Genomic DNA, 19,928 nt, shown 5'->3' with positions numbered 1-19,928 from the left:
TCTTTCGAGCGGTCGCTCACTCTCAGAAAACTGACTGGCTCCATCCGAAGACAGAACCAACATGTTTTACTGTGCGAGCACTGATAACTTTTGAAGCTTGCCGAAGATCGAAACCTTCGGTGCACCGTCATCAAGCGCCCACACTTATCGGTTGTTTGTTTGTTAAAGAACTTGCGCCACCGGCTTTGCCGTTTGCGTTTTGCTGCTTGCTTTACTGCGTCGCTGTTTTGTTGCAGCGAAGAAGCGAGAGTATGTAGCGTTTCTTGCTTCTCGTCAACTAGTTTGTCGATTTAATTTCTGCATCGACCAACTCGCTGACGTCCTACCAATCTCCCCGCAACCCGCGCCAGCGCTGCGTTTCCGCTGCTGCTGTCTTTCGGTTTGTGTTGCGAGGGGGCGAATATTAAGCCGACTCTGCGACCTTGGCAAGCGTTTTGTCATCGATCCGTAAAAAAGATGCAAAGGGCACCTGTGTATAGAATCTCCCCGAGCGCCAATGATCGTTCCCACCCTCTCTGTTAAGGACCATCCGATGACCATCGATGCCACCTGGAATGCCGCCCAGAGCTCCACCATCTGTGAACTGAGCAACGGCACCGCGCACTGGCGGGCCGACCTCGACGCCGAGTTCGGCGGCGACACGTCGATTCCAAACCCGCACGAACTGCTGGACTCCGCACTCGCCGCGTGTACCGCGCTCACGATGCAGGTCTACGCCAAGCGCAAGGCCTACGATCTGCGTGCCGTGCATGTTTCGGTGACCCACGAAGAGAGCGCCGGGCAGTATCGGATGCTGCGCACCGTCCGAGTGGAGGGCGAGCTGGCGCCCGCCGCGCGGGAGGACCTGCTACGCGTCGCCAATAAGTGCCCGGTGCACAAGTCGCTGTCGGCGCAGATCTCGATCGAAACAACCCTTGAATGAATGATGGATGGTTGTAAGATTAAATGAGAATCGTTATTATTTAAGTTCTCGGGCTTCGACAACCTGAGTCAGCAAATGGGTTACCGGGCACTGCAAGTGCTCGGTTTTTTTCGCCCGCACCATTTGCATGGATGGGTGTCTTTGTTCGCTCGCCCACGAACATCGCGCCGCAACGGGGTTCAAACAGCACTCGTACGCTTTATCCGTCATCTGGCCACGCTTAAGATGAAAACAGAACAAAAACGGACGACGTACAGCAGAAATCGCGTTGAAGCGGGGACATCTTGGCGAATTACATCGAAGAGTATTGCGCGCGTATCCGGCGCGGGGGCATTGCCGGTATCGCGGAACGACCGGTAACAGTGGATCGGGACGGCACCTATGTCATGGAGTACGTCCCTTTCGAGCATCGCAATCCGGGCGCTCGTCTGGTGCTGGTCAGTACCACGCCCGGACACACCCATGCGCGCCTGGCTGCGGCGACCACCGACGAGCTGCTGCGCGCGCACTCGCCCGGCAGAGTCATCCAACGCGAGAACAAGCGGCGCGTCGAGTTGGGCGGACGGCTCGTGCGGCCAAACCTGATTCGCATGCTCGATCATTTCCGGGTGCCCGAGCTGATCGGCATGCCGCACGGCGCGGCCCTGTGGAACGAAGGGTTCGAACATATCCAGCCGATGGCGCTGCTGCCCTACGTCACCACACGGCGCGGGCTGGTATTCGACGGGCCGTTCGACGAGCTGGTGGATGTGCCGATGCTGCGTGCCGCGTTCGAGCAGCAATTCCTGGCGCGGCTGGCGGAAGTCAGCCCCCGCGCACTCTACGTCGCACTGGGCCGGACTGCATGGGCGGGACTGCGGCATGCCGCGAATACCGGCACGCTGGCCCGCGAGCAACTGCTCGGGATGATGCCGGTGCCCGCGCGCGCCGGCAGCATGGTGCGCTACTTCCTGCGCGAGATTGCCGAGCGTGACCTGTCACCGAACGACCCCGTGAGGCATCGCATTGCCTGGCTCGATGCGGCGCATGAAGAGATGGAGGCGGGAGTTCGCCGCATGCGCGATGCGGCCGCCGCCGAAGCACAGACCAGGCGGCTGATTGCCTGATTGCGCGGAAGTGGCGCATTCCCCACTTAAGTGGGGATAAACAAGCGCCCGGCGTGACGATAACTCTTCTTGAGGAATCTGACCTCCTCGCATTCCCGATTGGCGGCCCTCCGTTGTGCGCGGTGGGCCGCGATTTTTTTGTACGATCGGCGATGCGCGCAGGCCGCGCATCCTTTTCCGCGTTACCGTGCTGAATATTCACGGTAGCCGAGCGGAAATCTCGTACATCGCTCCCCTTCGTTGCTTCCATATACTGCGTCAGCCGTGTGACAGGGCGACTTGTCAACACTATCTGCGTGTCAGCCCTTGGGGCGCAGTCGTGGCAGGATGGCTGCAACGAGGTAGCGAAGTATGACAACGATTCTGATCGTCGACGACCACCCCCCTTTGAGACTTGCGCTGCGCGTTCAGCTGGCGACGCTGGAAGGCCTGCAGGGCGTGCTGGAAGCCGATAACGGCCAGGACGCCGTGGAGACCATGCGTGCGCACAAGCCCGATCTGGTCGTGCTGGACCTGGATATTCCGCGCATCAACGGTCTCGATGTGGCCTTGCGCATGCGCGCGATTCAGCCGGACGTCCGCATTCTGGTCGTGTCGGCGCAGGATCCCGAGCTATTTGCCTTGCGCGCCTGGCATGCGGGGGTACAGGGATTCTGCAGCAAGAGCCAGGACATGCTGACGTTCATGCGTTGCGTGGAGACGGTACTGACCGGCTATACGGTGTTTCCGACCGGCGGTCGGCACCCAGTCCCAACAAAAGGCGCGCCGCCCAAGATCGAGGACGGCGGACTGGATCTCCTCTCGGACAAGGAGATGGTGGTGCTGCAAATGCTCGCGCGGGGCATGTCCAACAAGGCGATTGGCGCGGCTTTGTTCATCAGCAACAAGACTGTCAGCAGCTACAAGACCCGCATCATGATCAAGCTGCATGCCGATTCGCTTGTGGACCTCGTCGACTTCGCCCGGCAGCGAGGGCTGACAGGATGACGACGAAGAACGGCATCGCCGTGCTACCGCCCGCGGAGCGGGCCGGACTTGCCACCGTGCTCGCAAATATCACGCGCGGTGACGCCGCCCTGTGCCGGGATCTGATCGATCGCCTGCGCGAGGCGATGGCTGGCGATCTTGCGGGGCTCTCTCATACGGCCGCAGTGGAAGACTGGCTGGCCGCCGGCAGACATGTGCATCGCATCAAGGGGAGTGGCGGGCTGACGCAATGCTTCGCGCTGGTGGCTGCCGCCGAGCACCTGGAACAAGCGTTGCGGCGCGAGCGGATCGCCACCATTCGTCGGCGCCTGACCGCGTTTGTGGCCCTCGCGGGCGATCTGCATGGCGAACTGCATCGCCTTGCCGCATCTTTTAACAGTCCGTTTAACGAATCTGAACGCATTATTCACAGCGCGCACGTGCAGGAGACAGATTGCGCTGGCACACTGTCGGTCTGTACTGGTTACTGACAAGGGGATTGCCGTGGGCGATTTGCAAGGCCTGCTCGACGGCCATGGTGTGCTGCTGGTCTTCCTGAGCGTGCTCGCTGAACAGGCGGGTCTCCCTGTGCCCGCCTATCCGATGCTGTTTGTGGCAGGCGCACTGTCGATGCAGGCCGATGGCCCGTCGATCGGCATCGTGCTGCTGGCCGTGATCGTCGCATGCCTGATCGCGGATACCGCCTGGTACTTCGCCGGCCGCCGGCTGGGCCAGCCGATGCTGCGCACGATCTGCCGCGTGTCGATCTCTCCGGACAGCTGCATCCGGCAGACGCAATCGCTGTATCTGCGCGTGGGGCCGCGCTCTCTGGTGTTCGCGAAGCTGTTGCCCGGCGCGGGCGCGCTGTCCACGGCGATGGCGGGCATGACCAACACACCGCTGCACAAATTCCTGTTCTACGATGCGCTCGGCGCGCTGGTCTGGGCCGGCGGCGCGTTGCTGGCGGGTGTGGTGTTCAGCGATTTCGTCGACACGATTCTCGAGGCGTTCAGCACCTACGGCCCGATCGCGTTGGCGATGGTGGTTGGCGCCTTCGCGCTGTTCATCGCCTGGCGCTTCTGGCAGCGTTATCGTCTGCTGCGCCGTGCGGGCCGCGTGCCGCGCATGACGGTGATGGACCTTGAAACCCGCCGCGCCAGCGGGACCCTGCCGCTCGTGGTGGATGTGCGTGCGTACGGCGCGACACCGATCGAGCGCATTCCGGGCGCACTGGTCATGGATCTCAAGGCTTCGCTCGATATCCTCGGCGACTATCCGGCATCCGATGACATCGTGATCTACTGCGCCTGCCCGCACGAGTATTCGGCGGCAGTGCTGGCGGAGCGGCTGCGATTGGCCGGCTACAAGAAGACGTGGGCGCTGGCCGGGGGCTTCGACGAATGGAAGAAGCTGCAGGAAGCGGTTGCCGCCCAGCGCAAGTCGAAGGACAGCCCGCATCCGCAACCGGCTGCGCATTGAGGCTCGGGTGAGGCCCATATCAGGCCAAACGGGGACGCAGCGCGCACTCTCCCACGTTCTCCCCACCCGCTTCAGGGTCTCTCGGGCCGCCAGCACGATCGCGCGGTCGTGATTACCATAGCCCGTCCGTAGTCACCGACCCGCGCCACATCCGTCGCGCGCACCTGTAATGATCCCCTACTCCCTGCTCGACCTTTCACCGATCGTGGAAGGCAGCGATGCCGGCCAGGCCATGCGCAACTCGCTGGACCTTGCCCGCCACGCGGAACGCCTTGGCTATCGCCGCTTCTGGCTCGCCGAACATCACAACATGCCCGGTATTGCGAGCGCCGCCACGTCGGTGCTGATCGGCTACGTCGCCAATGGCACGTCGACGATTCGCGTGGGTTCCGGCGGCATCATGCTGCCCAACCATTCTCCGCTGGTGATTGCCGAGCAGTTCGGCACGCTAGCCGCGCTCTACCCGGGCCGCATCGACCTCGGGCTCGGCCGCGCGCCGGGCAGCGACCAGGCCACGGCGCGCGCGCTGCGCCGGCAGCTGAGTCACGACAGTGCCGACTCCTTCCCGCAGGATGTGGAGGAACTGCAGGCCTACTTCGACGACGTGCGCCCCGGCCAGCGTCTGCGCGCGGTGCCTGGCGCCGGACTCAAGGTTCCGCTGTGGCTGCTGGGTTCCAGCCTGTTCAGCGCGCAGCTGGCGGCGGCGATGGGCCTGCCGTTTTCGTTCGCGTCTCACTTTGCGCCGGGCTTTATGCGCCAGGCCGTGGATCTGTATCGCCGCACGTTCCGACCGTCCGAGCAGCTCGATCGCCCGCACGTGATGCTTGGCTTCAATGTATTCGCGGCCGACACGGACGAGGCAGGCCAGCGACTGTTCAGCTCGCTGCAGCAGCAGTTTCTCGCGCTGGTGCGGGGCACGCCGGGCCAGCTGAAACCGCCCGTGGACGATATCTCGCGGCTGTGGGATGCAAGCGAGGCCGATCATATCCGTCGCTCGCTCGCCAGTTCGGCGGTCGGCAGTCCTGACACCGTACGGCAGGAAATGCAGCGCTTCGTCGATGACTTGCAACCCGACGAGCTGATGCTGACCGGCATGATCTACGACCATGCGGCGCGGCTGAAGTCGTTCGAGATCGCGGCGGATATCGCGCGCTCGCTGCAGCCACGTCTGCGCGTGGATTAAGGGCTCGGCCGGGACGCGATTCTGGTGGAGAATGCAGCCATGCCCTTCACCTTTGCGACACCCGATCCGCTGGAAGCCGATCCCCTGCAGGGGGAGCTCGCGCTGCTCGACCAGGCCGCGCACGGCCCCGTGGCCCAGCTTTGGGAGGCACCGCTCGCGCTCGTGATTCCGCGGAGCTACCTGCGGGCGCCCGGCGTGGAGGCCGCGCGCGACGCGTTCGCGCGGCAGGGGTGTCCGGTCTGGCTGCGCATGTCGGGTGGTGGGCTGGTTCCGCAGGGGCCTGGCATTCTCAATATCAGTCTGGCCTACGCGGTGCCGCGCGGCGCCGCCAGCTGGATGGAGCCCGCGTATATCCATCTATGCGAGGTGCTCGGCGATGGACTGCGTGCGGTAGGCGTGGAAACGCACTGGCAGGCGGTGGAAGGGTCGTTCTGCGATGGCCGCTACAACCTTGCCTGGGGGCCGGCCGACGCGCCGCGCAAGATCGCCGGCACCGCGCAATACTGGCGGCGCGCGCCCGCGGCGGTCCAGTCGGCGGACGGCCAGCGGCATCTGGTGCTCGCGCATGCGGTGCTGCTGGTAACCGCCGATCCGGTCGAGATCAATGCCCGGGCCAATGCGTTCGAGGACGCGATTGCGAGCGGCCGCCATTACGATCCGGCCAAGGTAGTCAACGTGCGCGAGGCGCTGGGCGCGTCATTGGGCGCGTCGTTGAGCGAATCGGCGGCCGGCATCGACGACGGCACGTTGGTGGCACGTGTCACAGCGGCACTGCGCGACAGCATCTCGCGTAGCGTGCCGCCCGGCAGCGTTGCGTCTTAGCTCATTCCCACGCGCTAATTCGGCTTGAACACGATATCGCCGTACCACGCACGCGTGGTGGCGCCGGTATTGTCCGTATCTGTCAGCAGGCCGTAGCCGGTGAGCTTGCCGGGCTTCTCGTGGAAGACCTTTTCGAAGTCGCTGGCGACGTTGCGACGCAGCTTGAGCCATTTGCCGGCATCGCCGGGCGCGCCCGAGACAACGATCATCTGCACGCGGCTGGTATGGGGGTTGGGAATCACGGTGCCCGGCGGCGCGCTCGCCGACCAGATGTACATCAGCGTGGCGTACGGCAGCTTCTCACCACCAATACTGGCCGCAATCTGCTCGGCGCGCTCGCCGATCGACAGATTGTCCGACTGGCCGTCGAAGAAGAACACGAGCCGGGCGGGGGCATCCTCACGGGCGCTGACGCTGTTGTCCGCGTTCGGAATCGGGGATGCCTTCCAGCGCCAGCTGACAACCGGGGTGCGGGACAGGTCGATATCGCCGTCGTGCAGCAGCCCGGAAGCCGCCGCATTGGCATCCGCCTGCAGCACGGTCTTGCCCTGGTCGGTCACCAGGCTGTACTGGGTCAGCGTCTTGCCGCGTACCACCGGCATGTTTTGCCAGCCAGCCGGCAGCGCGCCGCCGGGCTGCGCAGTCGAGAATGAGACGCCGGGCGCGGCGGCCGCCTGCGCCCGGACGGTGCCCGCCGTCCACGCGCCCGCCAGGCCGGTGGCCGCGATCAGGCCCGCAATCAGTAGATTCCTGCCACTCCCGCTGCGACTACCCATGGCATCCGCCTTTTATCTTGTGTTCAATGAAATCATCACGACATTGTAGGAAGCCCGCATCGCCTACGCCGTAGGGCGCCGTCCGACACCGGCCGGCCCCGCCGCGCGCAAGTCGCGCGTTGGTGCTACGCTAACGGCCCGTGGTGCCCTATCCAGGAGAATTCACCGTGCCCCGCAAGACCCCCATCGAACGCTACCGCAACATCGGTATCAGTGCGCACATCGACGCCGGCAAGACGACGACGACCGAGCGTATCCTGTTCTACACCGGCGTCAACCACAAGCTGGGCGAGGTTCATGACGGTGCGGCGACCATGGACTGGATGGAGCAGGAGCAGGAGCGCGGCATCACGATCACGTCCGCCGCGACGACCGCCTTCTGGAAAGGCATGGCCGGGAACTATCCCGAACATCGCATCAACATCATCGATACGCCGGGTCACGTCGACTTCACGATCGAGGTGGAACGCTCGATGCGCGTGCTCGATGGCGCCTGCATGGTCTATGACGCCGTGGGCGGCGTGCAGCCGCAGTCGGAAACCGTCTGGCGCCAGGCCAACAAGTACAAGGTGCCGCGCATCGCGTTCGTCAACAAGATGGATCGCGTGGGCGCCGATTTCTTCCGCGTGCAGACGCAGATCGTCGATCGGCTCAAGGGCAAGCCCGTGCCGATCCAGATTCCCGTAGGCGCCGAGGACGGCTTCCTGGGGGTGGTCGACCTCGTCAAGATGAAGGCCGTGGTGTGGGACGACGCCTCACAGGGCGTGAAGTTCGAATACAAGGACATCCCGGCCGAGCTGCAAGCCACCGCCGACGAATGGCGCGAGAAGATGATCGAGGCTGCGGCCGAGGCCAACGAGGATTTGCTCAACGCCTACCTCGGCGGCGAGGCGCTGACCGAAGAACAGATCAAGGCCGGTCTGCGCCAGCGCACGATCGCGGGCGAGATCGTGCCCATGCTATGCGGCAGCGCATTCAAGAACAAGGGCGTGCAGACCATGCTCGACGCGGTGATCGACTATCTGCCGTCGCCGGCCGACGTGCCGGCGATTCTTGGCCATACCGAGGACGACAAGGAAGCCGAACGGCATCCGAACGACGAGGAACCGTTCTCGGCACTGGCGTTCAAGATCATGACCGATCCGTTTGTCGGCCAGCTGATCTTCTTCCGCGTGTATTCGGGCGTGGTGGAGTCTGGCGACACGGTCTACAACGCGGTCAAGGAAAAGCGCGAACGGCTCGGGCGCATCCTGCAGATGCATGCGAACGTGCGTCAGGAGATCAAGGAAGTGCGCGCCGGCGATATTGCCGCGGCGGTGGGCCTGAAGGAGGCCACCACCGGCGATACGCTGTGCGATCCGGACCACGTCATCATCCTCGAGCGCATGAGCTTCCCCGAGCCCGTGATTTCGCAGGCCGTGGAGCCCAAGACCAAGGCCGATCAGGAGAAGATGGGTATCGCGCTGAATCGTCTGGCGCAGGAAGATCCTTCGTTCCGCGTGGCGACCGATGAGGAATCGGGCCAGACCATCATCTCTGGCATGGGCGAGCTGCACCTCGAAATTCTCGTCGATCGCATGCGCCGCGAGTTCAATGTGGAAGCCACGGTCGGCAAGCCTCAGGTGGCGTATCGCGAGACCATCCGCAGCGCGATCAAGGATGTCGAGGGCAAGTTCGTGAAGCAGTCGGGCGGTCGCGGCCAGTATGGTCACGTCGTGCTGAACCTCGAGCCGATGCAGCAGGGTGGTGGCTATGAGTTCGTCGATGCGATCAAGGGCGGCGTGGTGCCGCGCGAGTTCATCCCCGCGGTGGACAAGGGCATTCGCGAGACGCTGAACACCGGTGTGCTGGCGGGCTATCCGGTGGTCGACGTGAAGGCGACGCTGGTGTTCGGTTCGTACCACGACGTGGACTCGAACGAGAACGCGTTCCGCATGGCTGGTTCGATGGCCTTCAAGGAGGGCATGCGGCGCGCCAAGCCGGTGCTGCTGGAGCCGATGATGGCGGTCGAGGTGGAGACGCCGGAAGAATTCACGGGTAACGTGATGGGCGATCTGTCCTCGCGTCGTGGCATCGTGCATGGCATGGAGGACATTGCCGGCGGTGGCGGCAAGATCGTGCGGGCGGAGGTTCCGCTGGCGACGATGTTCGGCTACTCGACCTCGCTGCGTTCGCTGTCACAGGGGCGCGCGACGTACACGATGGAGTTCAAGCACTACGCGGAAGCACCGGCCAATGTGGCGGAGGCGGTGATCAATTCGCGCAAGACTTGAAAGCGCCCTCACCCCCGGCCCCTCTCCCCGAGGGAGAGGGGAGCAAACAATTGGTGATTTAAGCTTTCACCCTCACCCCCGGCCCCTCTCCCTCCAGGGAGAGGGGAGCAAACCGTGAGCATGCGTTGCGCGCGGCGCCCTCTCGGGGAGAGGGACAGCATGCGATGGGCGCGGCGTTCTCCTCGATGTTAGGGAGCACACCGTGAGCGCGTCATGCGCGTGCTACTCTCCCGCAGGGAGAGCAATCATCCGTTGGCTCAAGACAGGAGCGCATCATGATGGCATTTATCGGCACGGTATTCGTGGGACTGATCGTCGGACTGATTGCGCGCGCCATCAAGCCCGGTGATGACAAGATGGGCTGGATCATGACGATCATCCTCGGCGTGCTCGGCGCGGTGGTGGCCGGCTATGTCGGGCGCGCGGCCGGGTGGTATGAGCCCGGGCAGGCGGCGGGATGGATTGCGTCGGTGGTGGGCGCGCTCGTGCTGCTGTTTCTCTACGACCTCGTGCGCCGCAAGCGCTGAGTTCAGTTCCGGCAGCGCAGCAGTGTGGCATCGCTGCCGGGCGTCGCCATCGCGGTCACCTGCGGTGCAAGCGTGCGCAGTACCCTGACCGCCAGCGCGCTCGTGAACGCGTAGCGCACCGCGTACGGTTCCCGTACGTGAATCGTCACCGTCCCGAAATATCGATCCCCCAGCAGGAACACGAACGTCGCCGAGCGGTTGACGATGCGTGACGAGATCACGCGTCCGCCCGGACCGTAGGTCTGGAAGCGCTGATCGCCGGTACCGGTCTTGCCCGCGATCTGCAACGGCATCGCGGGGGTCTGTCCCACCTTGCCCGACGGCACGAACGCGCCGCGAATCGAGCGGGCCGTGCCGTTCTCGACCACATCGAGCATGGACCTGTGCACGATGGTCGCGATTTCGGGTGCAATCAGCGGCTTGCCCTGTCCCGGCTGCAACGCGTAGAACGTCGCGTACGGCGTCTGCGCGGCGAAGTCGAGCCGCTGTACCGCGGCGGGCTGCGCGTCGATGCCATTGTTCAGGATGATGCCCGCGAGCTCCGCCAGCGCGGCAGGCCGATCGCCCGATGCGCCGATCGAGGTCGCATAAGACGGCGTCAGTGTGTCGAACGGATAGCCCAGACGTTGCCACCGCTTGGCGATGCGGTTGAACGCATCGCGCTCCAGCAGCGTGCGGATGCGCGCGTCCTGGCCAAGCTTGCTGCGCGTCTTGAACAACCACGCATAGACTTCCTGCCGCTGCGCCGAACTGGCTTCGAGGATATCAGCCAACGGTGCGTCCGGATGATTGCCGAGATACTCGACCATCCACAGTTCGAGCGGATGGATGCGCGACAGATAACCGCGATCGTTGAGATTGAACTTGTCCTTGCCGTACTTGGCGAACAGCGCTTCCAGTTCTTCGTCGGTCAGCTTGTGGGCCTTGGGCATGCGCGCCTGCACGGTGCTGGCGAAGGTCCCGTAGTCGGTGTTCGGCCGCGCGCTGAGCAGCGTGACCGACAGCCGCACCGCGGTGAGCCGCGGCGTGGGCATCTTCACGCGGTCGAGCAACACCTTGAGCCGCTCATCGGAGGTCTTGCCGCGATAACGCTGGTAGAACGTGGTCATGAACGCGCTGCCTTCCTGATCGGCGAAGCGCTCGAGCCAGACGCGCCGTTCCGGCGAATTGCGATCTTCGTACAGGGTGGCGGCGTCGGGATGGGTCTGGTACAGCTCGTAGCGCACGATGTCGCGCATCATGCGAATGAACACGAGATTGACCGAGAACTGGAAGCCGATACGCACGGTCATCTGGCGCTCGCCCTCCCAGCGCTCGAAGTTCGTGAACGTCTGCATGCCGCCGCCGGTGTAGAACGACTCGCCCGCGTTGCCCGAGTATTTGCGCTCCATGGCGGCTTCGAGCATCGCGCCCAGCTCGCGCTCCTGCGGCGTGCGCGTCTTGATCAGGTAATCGACGGCCCAGCGCGTCAGCGCATCCTGCCGCGGTACCTGCAGCGCCGCCAGCGCTTCGCGGCTGGCGTCAGCGTAGCGCGCGTGCAGTTCGGTAATGATTTCGAGATACGTCACGAGCGTGCGCAGCTTCGCAGTGGAGCCGAGGTTCAGGCGGGCGCCGCTGTTGATGTCGAATGGCTGGTCGACGTTGTCGGCCTGCACACGCACGAGGCTGGTGTTGCCGACACGCTCAAACAGCGTGAAGCTCGCCACCAGCCGTGATGGGTCGTCGCTGTCACGCAGCATGTTCTTGCCGTAGAGACCCATCGTGCGCGCATCGGCGGGATTGCGCATGCGCACGAGCGTGTCGGTGACGATGCGCTGCGCTTCGCGGTTAATGCTGCTATCGACGGTCAGGTCGAGGCGATCGAGGTCGTAGCGGCCGGCGATGCCCGTCAGATGCGAGATATCGTTGCGCACCTGATTGACGGCCTTGCGCGTGATCCATGGCTGTTGGTCCGGGCGCTGCGGCGGCGCGGCCTTGTCCAGTGACGCGGCGATCGCGGCGTCGCGCAAACCCGGGGTGATGATGCCCGCGCTGGACAGCAGCCGCAGGTAGCTACCCGTGAGCGCATCCAGATTGGTATCGTCGCGACGCAGGTGGAACGAGGGGCGACGCTGCGAGATGATCAGCGAAAGCGCGCGCTTGTAGGCCTGCGCCTCGCGCGGCGTTGGATCACGCGGATTCATTTGCCGCAGCAGCGCGTTGACGGTATTGAAGTCCTCCCCATACCAGACCCACAGGCCGTCACCCATGCCGCTGACTTCGCCATGGCCCGCGCGCGCGGAGAGCGGCACGGTGTTCAGGTAGTCGGTAATGATGCGCTCGCGCGCGCGTTGCGTGTCCGGCCCGTCGAGATAGGCGCGCAGCGAAGCCGAGGCCATCTGGCGGAATTTATCGGGCACCGATTGCGTCTTGCCCTCGGGCGAATGGCGATACTTCTCGATCTGGGTGGCGAGCGTGCTGCCGCCCGGCGATTGATGCGAGCTGTCCGCCAGGCGAATGCCCCGGTCGAGCACCGCGCGCGACAGCCGCCGCCAGTCCACGGCGGGGTTCATCATCGGATACTCGGGGTGAAGCAAGTTCTGGTTTTCGACGTATAGCAGCGCATCCACGAGCACGCGTGGTACGGCATCGAAGTCGTCGTATTGCCGCTGCGGATAGCGTTCGAACGCGAGGGTCAGCGCATTGCAATCGCGAATAACCAGGCCGGCCTGGTTCTTTTCCCGATACGCGGGGAAGATGCCGTCGTCCATGAGACGCACCATGTTGGGCGACATGCGGGCCTGCGCGATCGGCACATAGCCGCGCGCCTCGAGGCGCTCGCCGAACTCGGGTAGACGTTCGTAACCGAGCCGCTCGTCATAGGGGCCGGAATGCGGGAAGCGAATGCTGTCGCTGCGGCCGGGCTGGACTTCGAACGTCAACGACTTGCCGAGGCGGCCAAGGTAGCGCGCCTGCCATTGCGACGTGCGAACCTCGTTCGCGACGATGCTTACGACGATGTAGGCACCGCCACACAAGGCCACCGCCACGCCCGCGAGAATCCAGCCACGTCGTAACACGTTTCGGCATCCGGTTGCACCGACGCCAGCCGTTTCGGCCAGCGTGCCGGCTCACATCCCCAGGCAGAACGCGCGTCATTCGAAGCGCGCTGTCTACTTCTGATATTACTCGGATCGCCGTGGAAACGTAGATGGGATGTGCCCTGAGACACGAATTCAAACAGATGGCTGCAACACGTGACGCGCACGACAGCTTGCGCGTCACTGACTGTTGTTATTTCGGCGGCAGCTTATCGACCGACGAACGGATAGCTCGGGTCGTTGTAGCCGTGCGTCGAAGCGTGGCCACGTGGCACCAGTGCGTCGACCATCGCTTCTTCCTCCGCCGAGATCGCCGCACCCACTGCACCAAAATAGTCCTCGAACTGCGCGAGCGTGCGCGGGCCGGCGATGACCGAGCTCACGAACGAATTGGCCAGCACCCACGCGGTGGCAAACTGGCCGGCGTTGAGCCCGCGCGCTTCGGCGTGGGCCTTGAGCGTTTGCGCGATCACCAGCGATTCCTCGCGGAATTCGGTTTCCATCATGCGCTTGTCGGCACGGCCGGCGCGGGAGTTGGCGTCCGGCTGCTGGCCCGGCAGGTACTTGCCCGTCAGCACGCCGCGCGCGATCGGGCTATACGGCACCACGCCCAGACCGAAGTGGTTGCACGCCGGCAGGATCTCGACCTCGGGCATACGGTTGAGCAGGTTGTAATACGGCTGACATGCAACGGGACGCGGCACGCCAAGCTTGTCGCACAGGCCCGCGATTTCGGCGATGCGCCAGCCGCGGAAATTGGACAGCGCCCAGTAACGGATCTTGCCCGCGCGAATCAGGTCGCCCATCGCGCGTACCGGCTCCTCGAGATTCGCGCCGATGAAATCGCGATGCAGGTACAGCACGTCGACGTAGTCGGTTGCCAGCCGACGCAGGCTCGCGTCGATCTCGTTCATGATCCACGTGCGCGAATAGTGCGACTGGTTCGGGCCGCTCCCCATCTGGTTACCGAGCTTGGTCGCGAGCACCCAATCGGTCCGGTTACCGGCGAGCAGGCGCCCCACCATCTCTTCGGAGGCGCCCTTCGTGTAGACATCGGCGGTATCGATGAAGTTGACGCCATGCGCGTGCGCGCTCGCAACGATGCGGCCGGCCTCGGCCTCGTCGGTCTGGTCTCCGAACATCATGGTGCCCAGGCACAGCGTGGATACCTTGAGATTGCTGGCGCCGAGGCGGCGGTACTGCATCGTGAAGTCTGGCATGGCGTTTATGTCTCGCGTTTGTTATGCAACGCGGTATTGTGCCGCGAAAAAAAAACCGACGCTCACGCGTCGGTTTTTTCATCGGGCGGGGAGACTGGCTCAGTCTTCCAGCTTCGGCAGCGCCGGGCTCACGCTCGACGACAGCAGGCCGGACTTGGCGTACGTCTGCAGCTTCTCGCGCGTATCGACGATATCGAGCGTACGCATCGTCAGCTGGCCGATACGGTCCAGCGGCGTGAACATCGACTCGCCCTTCTCCATCGTCAGGCGTTCCGGCTTGTAGGTCAGGTTCGGCGACGTCGTGTCGAGGATCGAGTAATCGTTACCGCGGCGCAGCTCGATGGTCACTTCGCCCGTCACGGCACCCGCCACCCAGCGCTGAGCGGTTTCACGCAGCATGATGGCCTGCGGGTCGAACCAGCGGCCCTGGTACAGCAGACGACCCAGACGGCGGCCGTTGTCGCGGTACTGCTCGATGGTGTCTTCGTTGTGGATGCCCGTGATCAGACGCTCGTAGGCGATGAACAGCAGCGCCAGGCCCGGGGCTTCGTAGATGCCGCGGCTCTTGGCTTCGATGATGCGGTTTTCGATCTGGTCGCTCATGCCCAGGCCGTGACGGCCGCCGATGCGATTGGCTTCCATGAGCAGATCGACGCTGTTGGCAAACGTCTTGCCGTTCAGGGCCACCGGCTGGCCTTGCTCGAAGCGCACGGTGACTTCCTCGCGCTTGACCTCGACCTCGTCGCGCCAGAACTGCACGCCCATGATCGGTTGCACGATGCGGATGCCGGAATTCAGGTGCTCGAGGTCCTTCGCCTCGTGCGTGGCGCCCAGCATGTTCGAGTCCGTCGAGTACGCCTTCTCGGCCGACATCTTGTAGTCGTGGCCGCTCTGACGCATGAACTCGGACATCTCGGCACGGCCGCCCAGTTCGTCGATGAACTGCTGGTCGAGCCACGGCTTGTAGATCTGCAGACCCGGGTTGGTCAGCAGACCGTAGCGGTAGAAGCGCTCGATGTCGTTACCCTTGAACGTGCTGCCATCGCCCCAGATGTTGACGCCGTCGTCCTTCATCGCGGCCACGAGCATCGTGCCGGTCACCGCACGGCCGATCGGCGTGGTGTTGAAGTACGTGACGCCGGCGGTCGAGATATGGAAAGCGCCGCATTGCAGCGCGGCGATGCCTTCCGCCACCAATTGCGTGCGGCAGTCCACCAGACGCGCTTCCTCGGCACCGTAAGCCTTGGCGCGACGCGGGATGTCGTCGTAGTCGGGCTCGTCCGGCTGGCCGAGGTTGGCGGTGTAGGCGTAAGGAATCGCGCCCTTCTGGCGCATCCAGAGGAGAGCCGCGCTGGTGTCGAGGCCGCCCGAGAAAGCGATACCGACGCGTTGGCCGGAGGGAATGTGCTGCAGGATGGTAGTCATCGCCAGAATCCAGGTAAATTAAGCGGCGCCGGACGCACATAGGGTCGCAGGCATCGCTCCAAGTCTTGCAAACCGTGAATTGTGACATGTCGGGGCGCGCGCGCCAAACATCGTGCCGTGGACGTTATCCAGATTCTTTGCTAGGCTTTTGTGGACGGCGTACACAAATTTGTCACGCCGCGTCCAGCCCACCAAGGAGATATCGATGGCACAGATCCAGCCGTACCTGTTCTTCGAAGGTCGTACCGAGGAAGCGATCGAGTTTTACAAGGGCGCGCTTGGCGCGCGCGTCGAGATGTTGATGCGGTTCCGTGACAATCCGGAGCCGCAGAAAACCAGCGAAGGCTGCGTGCAGAAGCCCGGCAGCGAGGACAAGGTCATGCATGCGGCGTTCTGGGTGGGCGATTCGCTGATCATGGCGTCCGATGGCAACAATGCCGGCAAGGCGGAGTTCAAGGGGGTGGCGCTCTCGTATTCGGTCTTCGACAAAGAGACGTGCGAGAAGGCCTTCAACGCGCTTGCGGTCGGCGGCCAGGTGCAGATGGCGCCCGCCAAAACCTTCTTCAGCGAGTTGTTCGCCATGGTGACCGACCGCTTTGGCGTAACGTGGATGGTCCTGGTCGTGCCAAAGATGTGACGCATACCGTCGCCTGACGCGTACCATCGCTCGGTGCGGGCCGTGGCTTACAATGCGCGGCCAACCGGAGAGATGCCATGGAATCCCGCCTGATCGACCTCGAGATCAAGCTCGCCTTTCAGGAAGACCTGATCGAAACCCTGAACCTGACGGTGGCCCGCCAGCAGCAGCAACTCGACCTGCTGCAGGAGCAGTTTCGCGCGCTGTATCACCAGATGCGCGCGAGTGCCGCCACCGCCGCGGAGAGCAATCCGCAGCATGAGATTCCGCCGCATTACTGAACGATCGACGAAGGCGCGGAGTCTGACTGGTCATATACGCTACCCAACTTCGCCATGCCGACCCTACGCGACATCCTTCCCGCCTTAGGCCGTCCGCTGACATCCCCCCGCGCGCTGATGCTGGGCGTGTGCATTGCTGCCCTATGCGGTGCCGCCCACGCTGGTTACAACATCTGGACCGGCGAGTTCACCTTCTCGAAGGACGAGTTGCAGAGCGCTGTCGACAAGCGCTTTCCCGCCTCGCTCCGTTATGGCGAACTGGTGAACGTGCAACTCTCGCACCCGCGCTTGACGCTCGACGGCAATACCAACCGCGTCACCACGCTCGTCGATGCCGCGCTCACCAATACGCTGCTGCCGTCACCGCCGATCAACGGCTCGCTCGCGCTCATCAGCGGCGTTCGCTATGACGCCACGCGGCGTGCGGTGCTGCTCGACAATCCGACTGTCGAGCAGGTGCAGGTGCAAGGCATGCCGCAATACAACCAGCAGCTCAATGCCATCGGGGCGGTGGTCGCGCAACAGTTGCTCAAGGACTACCCGCTCTATACGTTCAAACCCGAGGAACTGCGGGTCAACGGCACCGAGATCGAACCGGGCGCCATCACCATGGCGCCCGAAGGCATTCGCGTGCAGATCAAGCAACGGTAATTATTGACGCGATGGCCGCGCGTCCGCGCGGAACACCAGCATGAGACCTGCCAGCACGCCGACCATGCCGACCAGCGAGGCGATCGACAGCCGATTGCCGAGCCACAGGTAGTCGAGCAGTGCCGTGCCCGGCGGCACCAGGTAGAACAAGCTCGTCACATTGACGAGATTGCCAGCGGCAATCAGCCGATAGAACAGCAGCGTGGCCACGACCGAGATCACGACGCCCATATAGACCAGCGGTACGAGGAAGCCCACGTTCCACTCGAACGTGAACGGCTGGAACGGCACCACCAGCAGGCACGCGAGGAAGCTGACGGCGTACTGCAGCGGCAGCACGTCGGCCGGCGCCTGCGCGATGCGCTTTTGCAGGATCGCACCCGACGTCATGCACAGCAGCGCGGCACCCGCGCAGAGCAAGCCGCTCCACGAGAAGCGCGCCAGTGCGATGCTGTGCGCGACGATCAGCGCCAGACCGCCGAGCGCGAGGGCCAGTCCCGCGAGCCGCGCCGGCGAGACCCGGCGCTCCACCCAAAGCAGCGTGAGGATCGGCTGGACGCCGAGCAGCGTGGCCAGCACGCCGGGTGAGATGCCATGCTCGAGCGCGAGCAGATATGTAATGGTGTAGCCGCCAATCAGCAGTAGTCCCGTGGCCGCCACGCGCAGGCGCGTGCCGCGCGCGGGCAGCAGACGCCGGCGCATGATGCCAATGGCGAAGAGCACGCTCAACGCGAGCGCGAACCGCAGTGTGAGAAACGCGAATGGCGACGCGTGCGCAAGGCCGAGGCGGCTGAAGATGGCGCCCGCGCTCCAGAGCAGCACGAACAATGCAGTGGCGCCGTGGGGGGCATAGGCAGCCAGCGTGGCGCCGTGTGCAGCACGAGTAGACGCCGCGGACGAGGTGGCGGACGAGCGCGCGGCAACATTCCTGTCGGAAGTCATGATGTGTCCTGTCGGGAAACGAATAGCCTCCGGCGCATGGTGCGATCACGCACCCCTGCAATACGAACAACCGGAGGAAGACGCAGCGGCGGCGATCAGCCGCGCGGCGGTGCTGTCGGCGGGGACAGCGGAGGCGAGAGCGGCGGGGACAGGGGCGGGCTGACGCCAGCCGCAACGGCTCGCGTTACGACCACATGGCCCGCTTGGCCCAAATTCGCCACGACAGGACGAACGACACCACAACGTGCGTCACGGACACGCGCCCACGGCTGCGCCGATCCGGAAACCGGACGTGCAACAACGGTGACGGGCGTGAAGGACAGCAGCATGTGGCGGCGCAAGAAAGATGATGAACAACGAGTGCCGATACTACGCCCGGTGCCCATGCCCGTCAACGCCGTCCTGAGCAGGGAGTTCGACGCCGATCTGCGCGGCCAGCGTTGCGAGCGCGAGGCCGATCGGCGCCTCCACCTTGAGCGACAGCAGCGGGTCCGCGCGCGTCACGCCGAGGTTGAGCGCGGCGATGGGCTTGCCGGTCTCGTGCGCCCATAGGCAGAAGCGGTAGCCCGAGCGTACCGTCAGCGAGGAGCCGATCACGAGCATGGCATCGGCACGTGCGAGGCCGGCGCGCGCGTGCTCCACGCGATCGAGCGGCACGGACTCGCCGAAGAACACGACATCGGGCTTGAGCATGCCCTCGCAGCGCTCGCACACGGGCACGCGGAATTCGGCGAACAGCGGCGACTCGAGTTCGACGTCGCCATCGGCGAGCGGATTGGCGATGACATCGCGCAACGCGGCGTTCTGGTCCCACAGCCATTGCTGGACGCCCGCGCGCTCGTACTCCGTACCGCACGACAGGCACACCACGCCGCGCAGGCTGCCGTGCAGTTCGACCACGTCGGGGCTGCCCGCACGCTGGTGCAGGCCATCGACGTTCTGGGTGACCAACGCGGCCAGGCGATCCTGCTCGCCAAGTCCGGCCACTACGCGATGGCTGACGTTGGGTTGCGCGCCGGCCGCGATGGGCCAGCCGAGCATGCTACGCGCCCAGTAGCGCTGACGCGCCGCATGCGAGCCGCGAAATGCCTGCAGCGTGGTGGGTGCGGAGCGCTGCCACTGGCCGCGTTCGTCGCGGTAACCGGGGATGCCCGAGTCCGTGCTGATGCCCGCGCCGGTCAGCACGAACAGGCGCGGATGCCGCAACACGAAGTCGAGCAGATCGCTCACGCGTCGGCCTTGCGATCGTGGCGTTCCTCGCGGGCGGCCTGGCGCGCTTCCCACGCCTTGAGTTCCTGCCGGTAGCGAACCATTTCACTGGCGTAGAAATCGAACACGCAGGGGTCGCAGCCGCTTTGGCAACACTCGTTGTCGCCGGGACGCTCCGGAGGCACCGGGCGGCTGTCTTCGAGAGAGTTTTGTGACACGTAGAAATCTTTGTTTGCAGATACTGCGCCAGTATATGCCTGCGCCTGCCTCCCTGCCGGCACGCACGGCAGGACAAAAGCGATCTGCACGCTTCCGCGCGCCATGCTGAATTGTTTCGACAGAAGCTGCGCGCGGCACGAAAGGGCGCGTTGCACTGCTAGCCTTGTCGCACATTTTGGGCACGCTTTTGCGTGCGAATTTGCGTGTTTC

General features: G+C 64.3%; 19 protein-coding genes. 12 read left to right on the top strand and 7 right to left on the bottom strand.

Annotated elements, in window-relative coordinates:
* The first annotated feature begins 532 nt into the window (after nt 1-532).
* From LDO41_RS25560 to LDO41_RS25530, 7 genes are all read left to right on the top strand, one after another.
* Nucleotides 533-922 carry an OsmC family protein gene (locus tag LDO41_RS25560; protein ID WP_223993455.1) on the top strand — a complete coding sequence of 130 codons (390 nt, stop codon included), beginning with the start codon at nt 533-535 and terminating at the stop codon, nt 920-922.
* A gap of 284 nt (nt 923-1,206) precedes the next feature.
* Nucleotides 1,207-2,028 carry a hypothetical protein gene (locus tag LDO41_RS25555; protein ID WP_223993405.1) on the top strand — a complete coding sequence of 274 codons (822 nt, stop codon included), beginning with the start codon at nt 1,207-1,209 and terminating at the stop codon, nt 2,026-2,028.
* A 351-nt stretch (nt 2,029-2,379) separates the two neighbouring features.
* Nucleotides 2,380-3,015, top strand: coding sequence for a response regulator transcription factor (locus tag LDO41_RS25550; RefSeq protein ID WP_223993403.1), 636 nt, complete (start codon nt 2,380-2,382; stop codon nt 3,013-3,015).
* Nucleotides 3,012-3,485, top strand: coding sequence for an Hpt domain-containing protein (locus LDO41_RS25545; RefSeq protein WP_223993400.1), 474 nt, complete (start codon nt 3,012-3,014; stop codon nt 3,483-3,485). Before LDO41_RS25550 ends, LDO41_RS25545 begins: the two co-directional genes overlap by 4 nt.
* Nucleotides 3,486-3,498: 13 nt before the next feature.
* Entirely contained in the window at nt 3,499-4,473 is a 975-nt protein-coding gene (locus LDO41_RS25540; RefSeq protein WP_223993395.1) for a DedA family protein/thiosulfate sulfurtransferase GlpE, read from the top strand.
* A gap of 169 nt (nt 4,474-4,642) precedes the next feature.
* Nucleotides 4,643-5,656: an LLM class flavin-dependent oxidoreductase gene (locus LDO41_RS25535; protein ID WP_223993394.1), complete on the top strand. Its 1,014-nt coding sequence runs from the start codon at nt 4,643-4,645 to the stop codon at nt 5,654-5,656.
* A gap of 39 nt (nt 5,657-5,695) precedes the next feature.
* The gene (locus LDO41_RS25530) at nt 5,696-6,478 is read left to right on the top strand and encodes a lipoate--protein ligase family protein (protein ID WP_223993393.1); all 783 of its coding nucleotides are present in this window, start codon (nt 5,696-5,698) and stop codon (nt 6,476-6,478) included.
* A gap of 14 nt (nt 6,479-6,492) precedes the next feature.
* On the opposite strand, the gene LDO41_RS25525 is transcribed toward LDO41_RS25530, so the two are convergent.
* Entirely contained in the window at nt 6,493-7,254 is a 762-nt protein-coding gene (locus LDO41_RS25525; RefSeq protein ID WP_223993392.1) for a DUF3047 domain-containing protein, read from the bottom strand.
* 167 nt (nt 7,255-7,421) lie between these two features.
* Between LDO41_RS25525 and fusA the strand changes: the two genes are divergently transcribed.
* Together fusA and LDO41_RS25515 are read left to right on the top strand one after the other, a co-directional pair.
* Nucleotides 7,422-9,527: an elongation factor G gene (gene fusA, locus LDO41_RS25520; protein ID WP_223993391.1), complete on the top strand. Its 2,106-nt coding sequence runs from the start codon at nt 7,422-7,424 to the stop codon at nt 9,525-9,527.
* Between the two features lie 275 nt (nt 9,528-9,802).
* Nucleotides 9,803-10,054 carry a GlsB/YeaQ/YmgE family stress response membrane protein gene (locus LDO41_RS25515; protein WP_223993390.1) on the top strand — a complete coding sequence of 84 codons (252 nt, stop codon included), beginning with the start codon at nt 9,803-9,805 and terminating at the stop codon, nt 10,052-10,054.
* 2 nt (nt 10,055-10,056) lie between these two features.
* Here LDO41_RS25515 and LDO41_RS25510 read toward each other — a convergent pair whose 3' ends face one another.
* The 3 genes from LDO41_RS25510 to argG all read right to left on the bottom strand — a co-directional run bounded on the left by LDO41_RS25510 (nt 10,057) and on the right by argG (nt 15,779).
* Nucleotides 10,057-13,113, bottom strand: a complete 3,057-nt coding sequence (locus tag LDO41_RS25510; protein ID WP_223993389.1) for a transglycosylase domain-containing protein — start codon at nt 13,111-13,113, stop codon at nt 10,057-10,059.
* A gap of 230 nt (nt 13,114-13,343) precedes the next feature.
* Nucleotides 13,344-14,354, bottom strand: a complete 1,011-nt coding sequence (locus LDO41_RS25505) for an aldo/keto reductase (protein WP_223993387.1) — start codon at nt 14,352-14,354, stop codon at nt 13,344-13,346.
* A 99-nt stretch (nt 14,355-14,453) separates the two neighbouring features.
* On the bottom strand, nt 14,454-15,779 hold the full coding sequence (argG, locus tag LDO41_RS25500) for an argininosuccinate synthase (RefSeq protein WP_223993379.1): 1,326 nt from the start codon (nt 15,777-15,779) through the stop codon (nt 14,454-14,456).
* Between the two features lie 205 nt (nt 15,780-15,984).
* Between argG and LDO41_RS25495 the strand changes: the two genes are divergently transcribed.
* The 3 genes from LDO41_RS25495 to LDO41_RS25485 all read left to right on the top strand — a co-directional run bounded on the left by LDO41_RS25495 (nt 15,985) and on the right by LDO41_RS25485 (nt 17,348).
* Entirely contained in the window at nt 15,985-16,416 is a 432-nt protein-coding gene (locus LDO41_RS25495) for a VOC family protein (RefSeq protein WP_223993378.1), read from the top strand.
* A 77-nt stretch (nt 16,417-16,493) separates the two neighbouring features.
* A complete protein-coding gene (locus LDO41_RS25490; RefSeq protein WP_223993377.1) occupies nt 16,494-16,697 on the top strand; it encodes a SlyX family protein in 204 nt (67 codons plus the stop codon).
* Nucleotides 16,698-16,814: 117 nt separating this feature from the next.
* On the top strand, nt 16,815-17,348 hold the full coding sequence (locus tag LDO41_RS25485) for a DUF1439 domain-containing protein (protein WP_223993454.1): 534 nt from the start codon (nt 16,815-16,817) through the stop codon (nt 17,346-17,348).
* Here the strand turns inward: LDO41_RS25485 and LDO41_RS25480 are convergent, their stop codons facing one another.
* The 3 genes from LDO41_RS25480 to LDO41_RS34310 all read right to left on the bottom strand — a co-directional run bounded on the left by LDO41_RS25480 (nt 17,349) and on the right by LDO41_RS34310 (nt 19,873).
* Nucleotides 17,349-18,290, bottom strand: coding sequence for a DMT family transporter (locus tag LDO41_RS25480; protein ID WP_223993376.1), 942 nt, complete (start codon nt 18,288-18,290; stop codon nt 17,349-17,351).
* Between the two features lie 369 nt (nt 18,291-18,659).
* Entirely contained in the window at nt 18,660-19,520 is an 861-nt protein-coding gene (locus tag LDO41_RS25475; RefSeq protein WP_223993375.1) for an NAD-dependent protein deacetylase, read from the bottom strand.
* On the bottom strand, nt 19,517-19,873 hold the full coding sequence (locus LDO41_RS34310) for an oxidoreductase-like domain-containing protein (protein WP_318036302.1): 357 nt from the start codon (nt 19,871-19,873) through the stop codon (nt 19,517-19,519). The genes LDO41_RS25475 and LDO41_RS34310 overlap by 4 nt, the downstream gene beginning before the upstream one ends.
* Nucleotides 19,874-19,928: the final 55 nt, after the last annotated feature.

Source organism: Cupriavidus pampae, assembly GCF_914271485.1.
Classification (GTDB): Bacteria; Pseudomonadota; Gammaproteobacteria; order Burkholderiales; family Burkholderiaceae; genus Cupriavidus; species Cupriavidus pampae.
Note: the sequence above shows the minus strand (reverse complement) of the source record. Positions and strands in the feature narration are given on the sequence as shown.

Bases quoted from the DNA above. Each gene is read 5' to 3' on its own strand.
- LDO41_RS25560 (WP_223993455.1), top strand. From the start codon at position 533: ATGACCATCGATGCCACCTGGAATGCCGCCCAGAGCTCCACCATCTGT.
- LDO41_RS25550 (WP_223993403.1), top strand. From the start codon at position 2,380: ATGACAACGATTCTGATCGTCGACGACCACCCCCCTTTGAGACTTGCG.
- LDO41_RS25545 (WP_223993400.1), top strand. From the start codon at position 3,012: ATGACGACGAAGAACGGCATCGCCGTGCTACCGCCCGCGGAGCGGGCC.
- LDO41_RS25535 (WP_223993394.1), top strand. From the start codon at position 4,643: ATGATCCCCTACTCCCTGCTCGACCTTTCACCGATCGTGGAAGGCAGC.
- LDO41_RS25530 (WP_223993393.1), top strand. From the start codon at position 5,696: ATGCCCTTCACCTTTGCGACACCCGATCCGCTGGAAGCCGATCCCCTG.
- LDO41_RS25525 (WP_223993392.1), bottom strand. From the start codon at position 7,254: ATGGGTAGTCGCAGCGGGAGTGGCAGGAATCTACTGATTGCGGGCCTG.
- LDO41_RS25515 (WP_223993390.1), top strand. From the start codon at position 9,803: ATGATGGCATTTATCGGCACGGTATTCGTGGGACTGATCGTCGGACTG.
- LDO41_RS25505 (WP_223993387.1), bottom strand. From the start codon at position 14,354: ATGCCAGACTTCACGATGCAGTACCGCCGCCTCGGCGCCAGCAATCTC.
- argG (WP_223993379.1), bottom strand. From the start codon at position 15,779: ATGACTACCATCCTGCAGCACATTCCCTCCGGCCAACGCGTCGGTATC.
- LDO41_RS25495 (WP_223993378.1), top strand. From the start codon at position 15,985: ATGGCACAGATCCAGCCGTACCTGTTCTTCGAAGGTCGTACCGAGGAA.
- LDO41_RS25490 (WP_223993377.1), top strand. From the start codon at position 16,494: ATGGAATCCCGCCTGATCGACCTCGAGATCAAGCTCGCCTTTCAGGAA.
- LDO41_RS25485 (WP_223993454.1), top strand. From the start codon at position 16,815: ATGCTGGGCGTGTGCATTGCTGCCCTATGCGGTGCCGCCCACGCTGGT.
- LDO41_RS25480 (WP_223993376.1), bottom strand. From the start codon at position 18,290: ATGACTTCCGACAGGAATGTTGCCGCGCGCTCGTCCGCCACCTCGTCC.